Origin of the sequence: Amycolatopsis pretoriensis, from assembly GCF_900107925.1 — a bacterium.
GTDB lineage: Bacteria > Actinomycetota > Actinomycetes > Mycobacteriales > Pseudonocardiaceae > Amycolatopsis > Amycolatopsis pretoriensis.
Map to the genome: position 1 here is coordinate 589869 of NZ_FNUJ01000007.1, position 14288 is coordinate 604156.

A 14288-nucleotide genomic window follows, 5' to 3' on the forward strand; every position below is an offset into this window, starting at 1 on the left:
GCATTCTGCGGAAAGACGCGGTTCAGCGCACGCGTTTCGCCGCGCTCGTGTCGAGTTCCAGGCGGACGGCCGTGGGCAGGACGTCGAGGCCGAGCGACTCCCGGGCCCTGGTCAGCACGCGGCCGTCCAGGTCTTCCCAGACGCCCTTGAGGTCGGTGCCCTCGTGCAGCCACAGGGTGATGCGCAACGCGGGAGACGTCCGCGAGCCGACGGCGCGGACCCGGGCGCGGCTCACGCCGCCGAGCTGTTCGGCGTCGGCCTGGACCGCGCCGGAGATCGCCGCGGCGGTGACCACCAGCTCGGCGCCTTCCGTGCGGTCGAGGTCCAGATCGGGCCGCGGCTCGGGGCGCAGTGAGCGCAGCGTGCCGCGCAGGCCGAACACGACCAGCAGGATCCCGAGCACGATGGCGGCGGCCCGGGCGGGCGTGGCGTGGCCGCCGAGCCAGCCGAGCGCCATCGGGTCGAGCAGCGGGCGGCGCCCGCGGAACTCGCCGAGCAGGCCGAAGCCGACGACGAGGGCCAGCGCCCCGCCGAGCAGCGCCAGCAGCCCGACCAGGAAGACCCACGTGCGTTCGCCCGAGTACGACCGGGAAAGCGCCTTCGCGGCGATCGACTTCCTCATCGGCGGTCCTTCGGCGAGTCGACGACGACCGACACCTTCGGCCGGCGCGCGAGGGGGACTTCGTCGAGCAGCGCGGCCACGGTTTCGAGCAGCCGCGGCCGCAGCTCGCCTTCGGATTCGAGAGTGCTCTTCGCGCGGACGCGGACGCGGCGGGCGCTCGCGGTGACCGTCGCGCCGGCGACGTTGTCCTGCGCGCGCACGGTGAGCCCGACCAGCCGGGCCAGCGAGCGCGGCGACGTCGAGACGCTCACCTCGCCGGCCGGGTCGGTGAGCCGGACCGCGCGGTTGCCGGCTGCCAGCGCACACAGCAGCAGGACCAGGCCCGCGGCGGCGAGCACGCCGGCGCCGACGCGCACCGCGTAGGCGTCCCAGCCCAGCGCCGCGAGCTGCGCCTGCCAACGCGGCCACGGCACCAGCAGCGGGCCCGAAGCCGGGCGCCACCAGTGCCAGCCGACTTCCAGGGCGAGCAGCGCCCCGGCGGCGGCGACGGCCAGCCCGAGCAGGGCCGAGAGGAGGCGGACGAACGGGCGCACGGCTACCGCACCCTCGGCGCCACCGCGGGCCGCAGCGCGGACACCGTCACGGCCAGCGTCCGGACGTGGTAGCCGGTGAGCAGCTCGACCTCTTCCGTGACCTTCTCGCGCACGGCACCGACGACGGTCCGCACCGGCGCCGGGTACTGCAGGGCCAGGTCGAGGGCGAGGTCGACGTCGTTGTCGAGGCCGCCGACCTTCGCCTTGGCGCCCTTCTTGGCGTCGCTCGAAGTGCCGGGCACCTGGTCGGCGGCGTGCTGGGCGACCTTGCGCACCACGGCGTGCCCGACGGTGAGCGTGCCGCGCTCGGCCGGTTCGGCGAGCTCGCGCGGCACGTCCAGGACGCGGCTCACTTGTCGCGGCCCTTGCCGAAGAGCTCGCCGAGGTCGAGCTCGCCGTCGAGGACCCGGCCGGCGACCAGGCCGATGATGCCGACGGCCAGGGTCACCAGGAACGCGGTGAACCCCTGGGACGCGGCGAGGCCGAGGATCAGCCCGGCCAGGAGCCCGGTCTGCGTTGCGTTCACATGTCCTCCTTGGACGGTCCGTTGTGCGGAAGCTTCAGCGCACCCGGGGTGGCCGGCGGCGGAAGCGGGCGAGGAGCGCGGCGACCCCGCGCCGGCGGGCGGCGAAGCTCACCGGAGCGTCGTAGCGGGAGTCCACTTCGGACTTCCCGGCGCGGAACCGGGCGAGCCCTTCCGCGAACACCGCCGGGTCGCCGCCGACGTCGGGGTGGTGGGTGCGCACGAACTCCCGGAAGGCCGCGCGGCCGTCCCGGTCGCCCCCGGTCATTCCACCCGCGTCGATTCGGCTTCTTCCTCGCCGGGCAGGTGGATGTCGTTGACGGCGATGTTCACCTCGATCACCTCGAGGCCGGTGATCTGCTCGACCGCGGTGATCACGTTGCGCCGCACCGCGCGGGCGACGTCGCCGATCCGCGCGCCGTACTCGACGATCACGTCGAGGTCGATCGCCGTCTGCTTCTCACCGACCTCCACCGCGACGCCGGTGGTGCTCACCGTGCCGGAGCCCGGGATGCGTTCGCGCAGCGCGCCGATCGCGCGCGACACCCCGCCGCCACCGAGGGCGTGCACCCCGGCGACTTCGCGGGCGGCCAGGCCGGCGACCTTCTGCACGACCAGTGAGGAGATCGTGGTGCGGCCGGCGGCGCCCTCCTCGTTGAGCGGGGTCACCGTGCCGGGGCTTTCGGTCCGTTCCGGGTGCATGCGTGCGGGCTCCTCTCGCGGCGGTCTCTCGCCCGTACGATGCCCGCGGGCGCGCAAACCTCACGCAAACTCACCCGATCGGGGGTATGTCAGTCCCGGTGGACGTCCACGACGTGCACGTTCACCGTCGCTTCGGTCCCGAGCTGGCGAGCCAGCTCCGCGGTGACCTCGCGCCGCAGCGCTTCGGCGGCTTCGTCGGCGGCCACGCCGAAGCGGACCGACACGAGCACCTGCACGGCGTCGTCCTCGACCGCGACCGCCGAAACCCGCACCCCGGCCGGCGCCCGCTCGCCGGCGATCGCCGTGGCCAGCCGCGTGACGACGGTTTCGGCGACCCGCAGGTCGCCGTCGTCGCCGGGCACCTCGACGGCGGTGCGGCGGCCGCGCGCGACGGCCCGCAGCACCCGTTCGACCAGGCCGGGCGGGGTCGGCACCCGGCGTGCGGCCGCCCGGCGCACGGCGTCCCAGCGGGGGTCCCGCTCGGGGTCGGACTGCTCGGCCATCACCGCTCCCTCAACTCGGCGAGCAGCGCCACCCTGGCCCGGTGCAGCCGGGAACGCAAGGCGCCGACGTTCACATCGAGCACTTCGGCGACCTCTTCGTAGCTCAGCCCCTCCAGTTCGCGCAGCACCAGCGGCACTCGCTGCGAGACCTCCAGCCGGCCGATCGCGCGCAGCACCGCGTCGACCTCCTCGGCCCGCACGACCCGGCCTTCGGGACCGGGGACCGCGGCGGCGAGCAGCGCGGTGTCCACTGTGGACCGATCGGCGGGCTCGTCGAGCGAGACCGTGGGACGGCGGCGGCGCAGCAGCGCGAGGGCGCTGTTGGTGACCACGCGGTAGAGCCACGTCGACACCGCGGACTCGTGCCGGAAGGCGGGCAGGGCGCGCCACGCGGCGAGCCACGAGTCCTGCACGACGTCCTCGGCCTCGGCCGCGCTGCCGGTGATCCGCAGCGCGACGCGGTACATCCGGGGCGTGTGCCGCCGCACGAGCGCGCCGAACGCGGTGTCGTCGCCGGTCGCGGCCTTGGTGACCAGGTCGGCGTCGTCGCTCACCCGGCGTCCCGGCGGTAGCGCAGGAGCGTGAAGCCGTCCTCGACCAGGATCGATGCCAGCGCGAGCCGGCGCGGGACGGCGACCGGCCCCGCGGCGATCCGCGCGGCGGGACCGGCCACGAGCAGCGGCGCGACGGTGAGGCACAGCTGGTCGACCAGATCGGCTTCGACCAGCTGCGCGAACAGCCGCGACCCGCCTTCGCACGCGACGCGGCGCAACCCGCGCGCGGCGAGCAGGTCCAGCGCACGCCGGACGTCGACTTCGGTGTCCCCGGCGCGCAGGATCTCCGCTCCGGCGGCCTCCAGCGGCCAGGTCCTGGCGGTCTCCGTGGTCACCACGATCGGGGGGACGACGGTCTCGGTGAACAGCCGGGACGCGGGGTCGAGGTCCGCGGTGCGCGTCACGACGGCGATCGGCGGGACGGTCTCGAAACCGAGCCGGCGACGGCGTTCGAGGCGTTTCGGGCCTGCGACGACCCCGCGGTAGTCCTCGGCGCGGGCGGTGCCGGCGCCGACCAGGATGACGTCGGCGAGGTCGCGCCCGAGCAGGAAGACCTTGCGGTCGGCGGCGTGCGACAGGCCGGCGGAGGTCGTGTCGACCTCGACCGCGCCGTCGGCGGACGCGACGAAGTTGACCTGCACCCACGGGCGGTCGAGGTCCGCCGGGTAGGCGTAGATCGCCTCGAGGTCGACCCCGGTCAGTTCGCCCGTCGAAGAGGGCCACACGCTCCGCACGCCGACAATCCCAGCACGGGCGTGAAGTGCGTCTCGACCGGGGGACATCGGCGCCCGCCGGGTCGCGCGACGCCGTTAGGCTCTGCCACCATGCCCGCGCACCTCACCGACCGCCGTCCCGAGCTGTCCTCCGACGAGCTGATCGGTGCGCTGGTGCCGCCGCCGCGCTTCGACGCCGTCCGGTTCGAGACCTACCTCCCGAACCCGGACGAGCCGAGCCAGGCCGCCGCGGTCGAGGCGTGCTCGGCGTTCGCCGCCAAGGTCGGGCCGCGCAAGGAGAAGAAGCGCTTCAAGCTCTTCGGCGGGTCTTCGGAGCCGGCCGGCCCGATGGGGCTCTACCTCGACGGCGGGTTCGGCGTCGGCAAGACCCACCTGCTCGCCTCGACGTGGCACGCGGCGCCCTCGCCGAAGGCGTACGGGACGTTCGTCGAGCTGACCCACCTGGTCGGCGCGCTGGGCTTCGCCGAGGCCGTGCGGCGTCTGTCGGAGCACCGCATCCTGGCCATCGACGAGTTCGAGCTGGACGACCCGGGCGACACCACGCTGGTCACGCGGCTGCTGCAGGAGCTGATGGACGCGGGCGTGTACGTGGCGGCGACCTCGAACACGCTCCCGGAGAAGCTCGGCGAAGGCCGCTTCGCCGCCGAGGACTTCCTGCGCGAGATCCAGACGCTCTCGGCCCGCTTCGGCGTCGTGCGCGTCGACGGCCCGGACTACCGCCACCGCGGCTTGCCGGACGCGCCGCCGCCGGTGACCCCCGAGGAGCTGGAGTCGTCGGTCGCCGCGCACGAAGGGTCCACTGTGGACGACTTCGACGCCTTGGTCGAGCACCTGGCCTCACTGCACCCCTCCCGCTACGGGCGGCTGCTCGACGGCGTCACGCGGGTGCACCTGCGCGACGTCCACCCGGCGCCGGACCAGAACGTGGCGCTGCGGCTGGTCGCGTTCGCCGACCGGCTCTACGACCGGGCGATCCCGGTGGTCGTCTCCGGCGAGCCGCTGCCTGCGCTGTTCACCGAGGAGATGGTGAACGGCGGCTACCGCAAGAAGTACCTGCGCGCGGTCAGCCGGCTGACCGCGCTGGCACGGGACGCGGCACGGACCAGCTGAACAGGACGACCGCGACCGCGAAGAGCGTCCCGCCGGCGACGTCGGTGAGGTAGTGGTAGCCGAGGCCGACCAGCCCGGCCGTGGCGGCGAGCAGCGCCACCGCGCTCAGCACGACCACGACCACCTTGCGCGTGACGAGCACGAGCACGGTCAGCACGGCGACCAGGCTCACGGTGTGCCCGCTGGGGTAGACGAGGGTGTCGTTCTTCCACCGGTCGTAGAGCGGTTTGAGCAGGACGGCGGTCAGCAGGACCGCCAGCAGGGGCGCCGCGAGCGCGAGCCCGGCCTCCAGCCTCCGGCCCGCGCGCAGGCACAGGACCATCGCGAGGACGCCGAGCGCGACCACGACGTACGGCTCGGTCGGGAAGACCAGCGCGCGTAGCACGCCGGGGCTCAGGTGCGCCGTCCACCCCGCGGCCACGGCGTCGACCGCGCCCGGGCCGGTCCCGCCGGCGAACGGCAACCCCAGCAACACCGCGAGCAGCCCGCAGACCGCGGCCGGCACCCACATCGTCCTCACCCGCGCGAGGGTAGCCGCGACCGGCGTGGGACGGCTGTCTGCCACGATGCGGGAATGCACATCACGGTGGCGGGGGCCGGGATCATCGGCTTGACCTGCGCGTACCGGCTGGCCGGCGCGGGCCACGACGTGACGGTCGTCGCGGCGGCGGGCCCGGGGGAGTCGACGTCGGCGGTGGCGGGCGCGGTGCTGTACCCGCCGGTGCGCCGCCCGGACAAGCGGATCGCGCGCTGGACGGCGGAAACCTTGGCGGTGCTGCGGGAGCAGGAGGCACCGGGGGTCCGCTTCCGCCGCGGCCGGGTCCTGCTGGCCACGGGCGAGCCGGAACCGCAGTGGCTGCGCGCGATGATCGACCCGGTCCGCGACGGCGACCGGCTGGTGTTCACGACGGCGCTGGTCGACACCCCGGTGTACCTGGAGTGGTTGCTGGCGCAGGTGGTTTCGCTGGGCGTGCGGGTCGAACACCAGCCGTTGACATCGTTGTCCGGGTTGGGGCCGGTGGTCAACGCGGCCGGGTTGGGAGCGGGCCCGCTGGCCGGCGACGGCTCGATGGTCCCGATCGGCGGCCAGGTCGTGCACCTGGCCGACCCGGGGTTGCGCGAGTTCGTGGTGGACGAGACGGGCCCGGGTGTGACGTACGCGATCCCGCACGGCGGGCACGTGGTGTGCGGCGGAACGGAGGAGCCGGGCCGCGCCGACACGGTCCCGAACCCGGGCGTGACGGCGGACATCGTCCGGCGGTGCCGCGAGCTGGTGCCGGCGCTGGCGGGGGCGGAGGTGCTGCGGTCGGCGGTGGGGCTGCGCCCGTTCCGGCCGGTGGTGCGGCTGGAGCGGTCCGGCGAGGTCGTGCACTGCTACGGGCACGGGGGTTCGGGGATCACACTGGCGTGGGGCTGCGCGGCCGACGTCGTCGAGCTGTTCAGGGCCGGCTGAAAGCCGCGTGGTCGGCTTCGGTGCGATCGGCGTACCGCACCGCGTACGCGCCCATCGCCTCGTCCAGCTCGGAGTCTTCGGCGAAGTATCCCGCCAGCAGCTTCGGGTGCAGCGACCGCGTGTGGGCGCGGGCGAGCAGTGCGCCGGCCAGGCGGCCGTAGTCGTCGAGGTGGTCCTTCTCCAGCTCCGCCGGGTCGATGTCGCCCTTGAGGTTGCGGAACTGGCGGACGATGTACGGCACGCCGTCGATCGTGGTCCAGCCGAGCAGGATGTCGGTCTCGGCCTGGACCAGCCGGGCGCCGTCGACGATCCGCTGACCTTCGTGGTCCGCCGGCGGCAGGTCGAGGTACGGCGCCAGCGCGGGCTTCGCCGCCTGCTTCACCTGCAGGACGAGGTCCTCGTCGTCGTTTCCGTGCAGCAGGGCGACGTAGCTGCGCAAGCCCACGCTGCCGGTGCCGACCACGCGGAAGGCGACGTCGGCGATCCGGTACCGCTCGGCCAGCGTCCGCCGCGACTCGCGCAGCGTGTCCACATAGGACACCAGTCCGGCGGCGACGGCGTCGGCGGTCTCGTCGTCGACGTGCGTCAGGACCGGCGGGTCCTCGACGAACCGGTGGCGCGCCAGGCCGGTCTCGCGGTCGTCGACGCGCTCGGTCCACTTCGCGACGACCTTCGCGCTGTCGTTCTTGCGTGCCTTCTCGGCGGCGTCGGCGAAGTCGTCGATCAGCTCGTCCGCGCGGGCCTTGGACAGCACCGAGGAGTCCGGCAAGGCGTTCCAGCTGCGCAGGAACGGCAGCTCGGCCAGCGCGCGGATGGTGCGGCGGTAGGACTTCACGGCGTCTTCGGCGGCCGCGCGGCAGCCGGACTCGCCGATGCCGCCCTCGCGCCCGGCGAGCACGAGGCTGGCGGCGAGCCGCTTGAGGTCCCACTCCCAGGGGCCGGGGACGGTCTCGTCGAAGTCGTTGATGTCCATCACGATCTTGCCTTCGGGCGTGCCGTAGAGCCCGAAGTTGGCCGCGTGGGCGTCGCCGCAGAGCTGGGCGGTCAGCCCGGAATCGGGTGTGCCGGCGAGATCGGCGCCCATCAGCCCGGCGGCGCCGCGGAAGAAGGTGAACGGCGACGCGAGCATGCGTTCGCGCCGGAGGTCGATCAGCTCCGGGAGGCGTCCTTTGTTGGAGGCCTCGAAGTACTGCTTCGCGCTCGGCCGGTTTTTCGCTGCGGCCTCGTGGTCGTGCGCGGTGGCCGGGACCTTCTCCCGGAGCCGCTTCCCCTGCTCGTACAGCTCGCTCAGTGTGACGGTGCCGGTGCCCACCAGCGGGCGCTCCCCTGATCCCATACCGGGCACAACGTCCGAAGGGGACGATCTGCTCCCGGGGCGCCGGTCGTCACCCGGGCGCGTTGTGCTCCGGATGCCGCCGGGGCGGGAGGCTCACCCGGCGGCATCCGGACGTCTTACGGGCGGATGACCTCGGCGATCGCGTCGATGCCGCGGTCCAGCTCTTCGCGCGTGATCACCAGCGGCGGTGCCACGCGCAGCGTGCGCTCGTGCGTCTCCTTGCACAGCACCCCGCGCCCGGCCAGCGCCTCCGATGCCTCGCGCCCGGACGGCCCGCCCGGGGCGATGTCGATGCCCGCCCACAGGCCGCGGCCGCGGACCTCGGACAGCCCGGTCCCGATCAGCGCGTTCAGCCGCCCGTGCAGGTGGGCGCCCAGCTCCGTCGACCGCTGCTGGAACTCGCCCGTCGCCAGCAGCTTTACGACCGCGCGGCCGATCGCGCAGGCCAGGGGGTTGCCGCCGAACGTCGAGCCGTGCTCTCCCGGCTTCAGCACGCCCAGCACGTCCCTGCGGCCGACCACCGCCGACACCGGCATGATGCCGCCGCCGAGGGCCTTGCCGAGCGTGTACACGTCGGCGCGGACGCCCTCGTGGTCCAGCGCCAGCACCGTGCCCGTGCGGGCCAGCCCGGACTGGATCTCGTCGGCGATCAGCAGCACGCCGTGCTCGTCGCAGGCCTGGCGCACCTCGGCGAAGTAGCCCTCCGGCGGCACGATCACGCCGGCCTCGCCCTGCACCGGCTCCAGCAGCACCGCGGCCGTGCGCGGGGTGATCGCGTCGCGCAGCGCGGCCGCGTCGCCGTACTTCACCGTGACGAAGCCCGGCGTGAACGGCCCGAAGTCGGCGCGCGCGGTCTCGTCCGTCGAGAACGACACGATCGTGGTCGTCCGGCCGTGGAAGTTGGACCCGGCGACGATGATCTCGGCCGTGCCGTCCGGCACGCCCTTGACCCGGTGCGCCCACTTGCGGGCGATCTTGACCGCGGACTCGACGGCCTCGGCGCCCGAGTTCATCGGCAGCACGAGCTCGGTGCCGGTCAGCTCGGCCAGCTCGCGGCAGAACAGGCCCAGCTGGTCGTGGTGGAACGCCCGCGACGTCAGCGTGACGCGCCCGAGCTGGTCCACGGCGGCGGCGATCAGGTCCGGGTGGCGGTGCCCGAAGTTCAGGGCCGAGTAGCCGGACAGGAAGTCCAGGTAGGAGCGGCCTTCGACGTCGGTCACCGAAGCACCGGCGGCTTCGGCGATCACGACGGGCAGGGGGTGGTAGTTGTGCGTGCTCCACCGCTCGTCGAGCTCGATGAAGCTCGCGGCGGTGGGGGCGGCGGTCTCCCGGCCGGCGAACGTCGTCATGCGTTCAGGTTAAGGGCAGAAGACGCAGAGTTCAGCCGGGAATCGTTGCTTTCACCCGTCGTTCGTTGCGCAATCCGCGGCAGAGACCCCCGAAACACTGCGTGGCCGTTGACGACGTCATCAGTAAGCCGTAACTTACGGTTCGTGGCGACTTACGGAAGCGACCAGCTGGCCGCCCTCGCCGACCCTTCGCGCCGCGCGATCTTCGAGGCGTTGCGCGCCGGGCCGCGCGCGGTCGGCGAGCTGGCCGCGGACCTCCCGATCAGCCGCCCCGCCGTCTCCCAGCACCTGAAGGTGCTCAAGGCGGCCGGCCTGGTCACGGACCGGGCCGCCGGCACCAAGCGGCTCTACCGGCTGGAACCGGCCGGCATCGCCGCCCTGCGCGCCTACCTCGACGGGATGTGGTCGGACGCGCTGAAGTCCTTCGCCGAACTGGCGGAACGAACGGAAGAAGAGGAGCCATGACCTTCGAACCGATCCGCAGGACGATCACCGTCGCCTGCTCGCGCGAGCACGCGTTCAAGATCTACACCGAGGCCTTCGACAGCTGGTGGCCGCGCCGGCACCACCTCGGTGACGCCGACCTCGCCGAGGCCGTCCTCGAGCCGAAGCCGGGCGGGCGCTGGTACGAGAAGACCGTGGACGGCGCCGAGTGCCAGTGGGGCGAGGTGCTCGTCTGGGAGCCGCCCGCCCGGGTGGTCCTCTCGTGGCGGATCGACGGCGACTGGAAGGTCGACCCCGACCCGGCGCACGCCAGCGAGATCGAGGTCAGATTCGTCGAGGAAGGCCGGCGCTCGACCCGTGTCGAACTGGAGCACCGGGACTTCGAGCGGCACGGCGAAACCGGCGCCAAGGTCCGCGAAGGCGTCTCCGGTGAGGGCGGGCACGGCGCGCTGCTGAAACTTTTCGCCGAGAAAGCCGCCGCCTGAGCGGGTAGCTTCGGCGGATGGCCAAGAAGGACGCAGGAAGCCGGGTCCGGGACGCGCTGCGCGTGGGCGCACAGCTGCCGGACCCGGGCTCGACCCCGGTCGGCCCCGGCAAGAAGCCCAAGGCGCTGGCCAAGCTCGACAGCGCCGGCGAGCGGCTCTCGGCGCTGCAGGAGTCGCTCTACGCCGAGGGCGTCGGCGGCGGCACCCGCAGCGTGCTGCTCGTGCTGCAGGGCATGGACACCTCCGGCAAGGGCGGCACGGTCTCGCACGTGCTCGGCCTGGTCAACCCGATGGGTGTCCACTACGCCGGGTTCAAGGCGCCCACGCCGGCCGAGCGGCGCCACCACTACCTGTGGCGGATCCGCAAGCAGCTGCCCAAGCCCGGCCAGATCGGCGTCTTCGACCGCTCGCACTACGAGGACATCCTGGTCCCGCGGGTGTCCGGGCTGTTGACGGCGGCCGAGCGCCGCCGCCGCTACGGCGAAATCAACGCGTTCGAGCAGGAGCTGGCGGACGCGGGCACGACCGTCGTCAAGGTGTTCCTGCACATCTCGCCGGAGGAGCAGCTCAAGCGGCTCAAGGCCCGGCTGGAGACCCCCGAGAAGCACTGGAAGTACAACCCGGGCGACCTCGAGGCGCGGTCGCACTGGCCCGCCTACCAGGAGGCCTACGCGGACATCTTCAAGAAGACGTCGACCGCGCACGCGCCCTGGTACGCCGTGCCCGCCGACCACAAGTGGTACCGGAACTGGGCGGTCGCCGAGCTGCTCCTCGAGACGCTCGCCGAGCTGGACCCGGTGCTGCCGGAGCCCGGCTTCGACGTCGACGCCGAGCTGGCGAAGCTCAAGGGCGTTGGCGTGTCGGCGTGATCGTCTGAAAGAGTGCGGGCGTGACCGATGTCGACGACCTCCCGTTCCTCCGCAAACAGGCCCGGACCCAGCGCTTCACCCTCGGTGCGCCGAAGGAGTTCCGGGTCGCCCCGGACGCCTCGCGCGTGCTCTTCCTGCGCGCGGAGTCGGGCACCGACCCCCGGCACAGCCTCTGGTCGGCCGACCTGGCGACCGGCGCCGAGACGAAGCTCGTCGACGCCGCCGAGCTGCTGCCCGGCGAGGAGGAGCTGCCGGCCGAGGAGCGGGCGCGCCGCGAACGCGCCCGCGAAAGCGGCGGCGGCGTCGTCCACTACGGCGTCGACGCGGGCTTCACGGTCGCCGCGTTCTCGCTGTCGGGCAAGCTGTACACCTTGGACCTCGCCTCCGGTGCGGTGGCGCTGCGCGTCGACGGCGCCGTCATCGACCCGCGGCCGAACCCGACCGGCACGCACGTGGCGTACGTGCAGAACCGCCGGCTGCACGTGATGGAGCTGGCCACCGGCGACGACCGCGTGCTGGTCGAGGAGGACGGCGAGGACATCGCCTGGGGCCTCGCCGAATTCATCGCCGCCGAGGAGATGGACCGCACCCGCGGCTACTGGTGGGCCCCGGACGGCCGCAGCATCCTCGCCGAGCGTTCCGACCGCGGCCCGGTGCCGCGGTGGACCATCGCCGACCCGGCCAACCCGCAGAACCCGGCCAACGTCGTCGCCTACCCGGCGGCGGGCACGACGAACGCGCTCGTGTCCTTGGCGGTGCTCGGCCTCGACGGCTCCCGCGTGGACGTCGCGCCGGGGGAGTGGGAGTACCTGGCCTCGGTGCACTGGTCGGCCGGCGGCGCGCCGCTGCTGGCCGTCGAGCCGCGGGACCAGAAGCGCATGGACGTGCTCGCCGTGGACGTCACCGACGGCTCGACGTCGGTGCTGCACACCGCGTCCGACCAGTACTGGATCGACATCGTCGGCGGCGTCCCCGCGTGGACGCCCGACGGGCGCCTGGTGGTCGAGGGCATGGTGGACGGCGACCACCGGCTGTTCGTCGGCGGCGAGGCCGTCACCCCGGCCGGGCTGCAGCTGCGCGCCGTCCTCGACGTCGGCGACGAGATCCTCTTCAGCGCCTCCGAAGACGACCCGACGCAGATCCACGTGTTCCGGACCGAGGGCGGCTCGGTGCGTCGGCTGTCCACTGTGGACGGCGTGCACCACGGCTCCGGCGGTGCCGCGGTCACCGTGCTCTCGTCGTGGAGCCTGGAGCACAGCGGGCCGCGGGTTTCGGTGCTGCGCGACGGTTCGCCGGTGGCGTCGATCGAAACGTCCACTGTGGACCCGGACGTCGTGCCGAACCTGACCTGGCTCACGCTGGGGGAGCGCGGGTTGCGGGCGGCGCTGCTCCTGCCGCGCGGGTACGAGCCGAGCGAGGGCAAGCTGCCGGTGCTGCTCGACCCGTACGGCGGCCCGCACGCCCAGCGCGTCCTGCAGAGCCGCAACGCCTTCCTGACGTCGCAGTGGCTGGCCGACCAGGGCTTCGCGGTGCTCGTCGCGGACGGCCGCGGCACGCCGGGCCGCGGCGCGGTGTGGGAGCGCGAGGTCGCCGGGCGCCTCGCCGACGTGACGCTGCAGGACCAGGTGGACGCCCTCCAGGCGGCCGCCGCGCGGTTCCCCGAGCTGGACGTCGAGCGCGTCGCGATCCGGGGCTGGTCCTACGGCGGCTACCTGTCGGCGCTGGCGGTGCTGCGCCGGCCGGACGTGTTCCACGCGGCGGTCGCGGGTGCGCCGGTCACCGACTGGTCGCTCTACGACACGCACTACACCGAGCGGTACCTGGGCCTGCCGCAGGACGAGGCCGAAAGCTACGCGCACAACTCGCTGATCGAGAGCGCCGGCGAGCTGAGCCGGGCGCTGCTGATCGTGCACGGGCTGGCCGACGACAACGTGTTCGTCGCCCACGCTTTGCGGTTGTCGTCGGCGTTGCTGGCGAAGGGGCGCCCGCACGTCTTCCTGCCGCTGGCGGGCGCGACCCACATGACGCCGCAGGCCGAAGAGGTCGCGGAGAACCTGATGCGCACGCAGGTGGACTGGCTGCTGCGCGAGCTTTCCGCCGTGGACAAGGAGAATTCATGAGCCGCTGGGGCCTCACGATCCCATTGACCGGGGTGCCGCTGACGGCGCACCGCGAAATGGTCGAGCAACTGCCGGACCTGGGCTACACCGACGCGTGGACGGCGGAAACGGCGGGCACCGACGCGTTCACGCCGCTGGTCCTGGCCTCGCAGTGGGCGCCCCAGCTGAGGCTGGGTACGGCGATCGTGCCGGTGTACACGCGCGGCCCGGGCCTACTGGCGATGCAGGCGGCGACGGTGGCGGAGCTGGCCCCGGGCCGGTTCGTCCTCGGCATCGGCGCGTCGTCGCCGGTGATCGTCTCCCAGTGGAACGCGGCTGCCTTCGATGAGCCGTTCGCGCGGTCGCGGGACACGCTGCGGTTCCTGCGCACCGCGCTGGCGGGGGAGAAGGTCACCGAGAAGTACGACACGTTCGCGGTGTCGAAGTTCCGGCTGGAGCGCCCGGCCGACCCGCCGCCGTCGATCATGCTGGCGGCGCTCCGCCCGGGGATGCTGCGCCTCGCGGCCCGTGAGGCCGACGGCGCGATCACCAACTGGCTGGCGGCTTCGGACGTGCCTCGCGTGCGCGCCGAGATCGGCCCGGACGTCGAGCTGGCGGCCCGGATCTTCGTGTGCCCCACGGAGGACGCGGAAGCGGCGCGCGGCCTGGGGCGGATGCTGATCTCGAGCTACCTGACGGTCCCGGTGTACGCGGCGTTCCACGAGTGGCTCGGCCGCGGCGAGGCGCTGGCCCCGATGCACGAAGCCTGGGCGGCGGGGGATCGGCAGAAGGCCAACCAGGTGATCCCGGATTCGGTCGTGGACGAGCTGGTGATCCACGGGAGCGTCGAGTCGTGCCGGGAGCAGGTGCGGTCCTATGTGGACAACGGGCTGACGACGCCGATCATCGCGCTGCTGCCCACCGGCGGGGATCCCTTCGAGCAGGTGCGAGGGCTCGCGCCGCGCTGATATT

At 73.3% G+C, this 14288-nt stretch carries 19 protein-coding genes; 7 read left to right on the forward strand and 12 right to left on the reverse strand.

Annotation, left to right across the window (positions count from 1 at the left end):
• Nucleotides 1-22 precede the first annotated feature (22 nt).
• From BLV96_RS32635 to BLV96_RS32675, 9 genes are all read right to left on the reverse strand, one after another.
• Nucleotides 23-622 carry an Asp23/Gls24 family envelope stress response protein gene (locus tag BLV96_RS32635; RefSeq protein WP_086674139.1) on the reverse strand — a complete coding sequence of 200 codons (600 nt, stop codon included), beginning with the start codon at nt 620-622 and terminating at the stop codon, nt 23-25.
• Nucleotides 619-1155, reverse strand: a complete 537-nt coding sequence (locus tag BLV96_RS32640; protein ID WP_086674140.1) for a DUF6286 domain-containing protein — start codon at nt 1153-1155, stop codon at nt 619-621. The genes BLV96_RS32635 and BLV96_RS32640 overlap by 4 nt, the downstream gene beginning before the upstream one ends.
• Before the next feature lie 2 nt (nt 1156-1157).
• The gene (locus tag BLV96_RS32645; RefSeq protein WP_244180631.1) at nt 1158-1508 is read right to left on the reverse strand and encodes an Asp23/Gls24 family envelope stress response protein; all 351 of its coding nucleotides are present in this window, start codon (nt 1506-1508) and stop codon (nt 1158-1160) included.
• Complete coding sequence (locus tag BLV96_RS32650) at nt 1505-1681, reverse strand: hypothetical protein (RefSeq protein WP_086674141.1); 177 nt, start codon at nt 1679-1681, stop codon at nt 1505-1507. The genes BLV96_RS32645 and BLV96_RS32650 overlap by 4 nt, the downstream gene beginning before the upstream one ends.
• 34 nt (nt 1682-1715) lie before the next feature.
• Nucleotides 1716-1946: a hypothetical protein gene (locus BLV96_RS32655; RefSeq protein WP_086674142.1), complete on the reverse strand. Its 231-nt coding sequence runs from the start codon at nt 1944-1946 to the stop codon at nt 1716-1718.
• The gene (locus BLV96_RS32660) at nt 1943-2380 is read right to left on the reverse strand and encodes an Asp23/Gls24 family envelope stress response protein (protein ID WP_086674143.1); all 438 of its coding nucleotides are present in this window, start codon (nt 2378-2380) and stop codon (nt 1943-1945) included. Before BLV96_RS32660 ends, BLV96_RS32655 begins: the two co-directional genes overlap by 4 nt.
• An 89-nt stretch (nt 2381-2469) precedes the next feature.
• Nucleotides 2470-2883: an Asp23/Gls24 family envelope stress response protein gene (locus BLV96_RS32665; RefSeq protein WP_086674144.1), complete on the reverse strand. Its 414-nt coding sequence runs from the start codon at nt 2881-2883 to the stop codon at nt 2470-2472.
• Nucleotides 2883-3437: an RNA polymerase sigma factor gene (locus tag BLV96_RS32670; RefSeq protein ID WP_086674145.1), complete on the reverse strand. Its 555-nt coding sequence runs from the start codon at nt 3435-3437 to the stop codon at nt 2883-2885. The genes BLV96_RS32665 and BLV96_RS32670 overlap by 1 nt, the downstream gene beginning before the upstream one ends.
• Entirely contained in the window at nt 3434-4171 is a 738-nt protein-coding gene (locus BLV96_RS32675; RefSeq protein WP_086674146.1) for a pyrimidine reductase family protein, read from the reverse strand. The genes BLV96_RS32670 and BLV96_RS32675 overlap by 4 nt, the downstream gene beginning before the upstream one ends.
• Nucleotides 4172-4261: 90 nt before the next feature.
• Here BLV96_RS32675 and zapE point away from each other — a divergent pair, with 90 nt between their 5' ends.
• Nucleotides 4262-5281, forward strand: a complete 1020-nt coding sequence (gene zapE / locus BLV96_RS32680; RefSeq protein WP_086674147.1) for a cell division protein ZapE — start codon at nt 4262-4264, stop codon at nt 5279-5281.
• Here the strand turns inward: zapE and BLV96_RS32685 are convergent.
• Nucleotides 5235-5786 carry a phosphatase PAP2 family protein gene (locus tag BLV96_RS32685; protein ID WP_086674164.1) on the reverse strand — a complete coding sequence of 184 codons (552 nt, stop codon included), beginning with the start codon at nt 5784-5786 and terminating at the stop codon, nt 5235-5237. The genes zapE and BLV96_RS32685 overlap by 47 nt on opposite strands.
• Nucleotides 5787-5855: 69 nt before the next feature.
• On the opposite strand from BLV96_RS32685, the gene BLV96_RS32690 reads away from it, so the two are divergent.
• The gene (locus BLV96_RS32690) at nt 5856-6734 is read left to right on the forward strand and encodes an FAD-dependent oxidoreductase (RefSeq protein ID WP_086674148.1); all 879 of its coding nucleotides are present in this window, start codon (nt 5856-5858) and stop codon (nt 6732-6734) included.
• On the opposite strand, the gene BLV96_RS32695 is transcribed toward BLV96_RS32690, so the two are convergent.
• On the reverse strand, nt 6721-8070 hold the full coding sequence (locus tag BLV96_RS32695) for a DUF2252 domain-containing protein (RefSeq protein ID WP_086674149.1): 1350 nt from the start codon (nt 8068-8070) through the stop codon (nt 6721-6723). The two genes, BLV96_RS32690 and BLV96_RS32695, sit on opposite strands and share 14 nt — an antisense overlap.
• A 116-nt stretch (nt 8071-8186) precedes the next feature.
• A complete protein-coding gene (rocD, locus tag BLV96_RS32700; protein ID WP_086674150.1) occupies nt 8187-9419 on the reverse strand; it encodes an ornithine--oxo-acid transaminase in 1233 nt (410 codons plus the stop codon).
• 144 nt (nt 9420-9563) lie between these two features.
• Here rocD and BLV96_RS32705 point away from each other — a divergent pair, with 144 nt between their 5' ends.
• From BLV96_RS32705 to BLV96_RS32725, 5 genes are read left to right on the forward strand one after another with little or no spacing between them, the layout of a single operon-like run.
• On the forward strand, nt 9564-9884 hold the full coding sequence (locus BLV96_RS32705) for an ArsR/SmtB family transcription factor (RefSeq protein WP_086674151.1): 321 nt from the start codon (nt 9564-9566) through the stop codon (nt 9882-9884).
• On the forward strand, nt 9881-10348 hold the full coding sequence (locus BLV96_RS32710; protein ID WP_086674152.1) for an SRPBCC family protein: 468 nt from the start codon (nt 9881-9883) through the stop codon (nt 10346-10348). Before BLV96_RS32705 ends, BLV96_RS32710 begins: the two co-directional genes overlap by 4 nt.
• Nucleotides 10349-10365: 17 nt before the next feature.
• On the forward strand, nt 10366-11217 hold the full coding sequence (locus tag BLV96_RS32715) for a PPK2 family polyphosphate kinase (protein WP_086674153.1): 852 nt from the start codon (nt 10366-10368) through the stop codon (nt 11215-11217).
• Nucleotides 11218-11237: 20 nt separating this feature from the next.
• On the forward strand, nt 11238-13337 hold the full coding sequence (locus tag BLV96_RS32720) for a S9 family peptidase (RefSeq protein ID WP_086674154.1): 2100 nt from the start codon (nt 11238-11240) through the stop codon (nt 13335-13337).
• Nucleotides 13334-14284 carry an LLM class F420-dependent oxidoreductase gene (locus tag BLV96_RS32725; protein ID WP_086674155.1) on the forward strand — a complete coding sequence of 317 codons (951 nt, stop codon included), beginning with the start codon at nt 13334-13336 and terminating at the stop codon, nt 14282-14284. Before BLV96_RS32720 ends, BLV96_RS32725 begins: the two co-directional genes overlap by 4 nt.
• Nucleotides 14285-14288 lie beyond the last annotated feature (4 nt).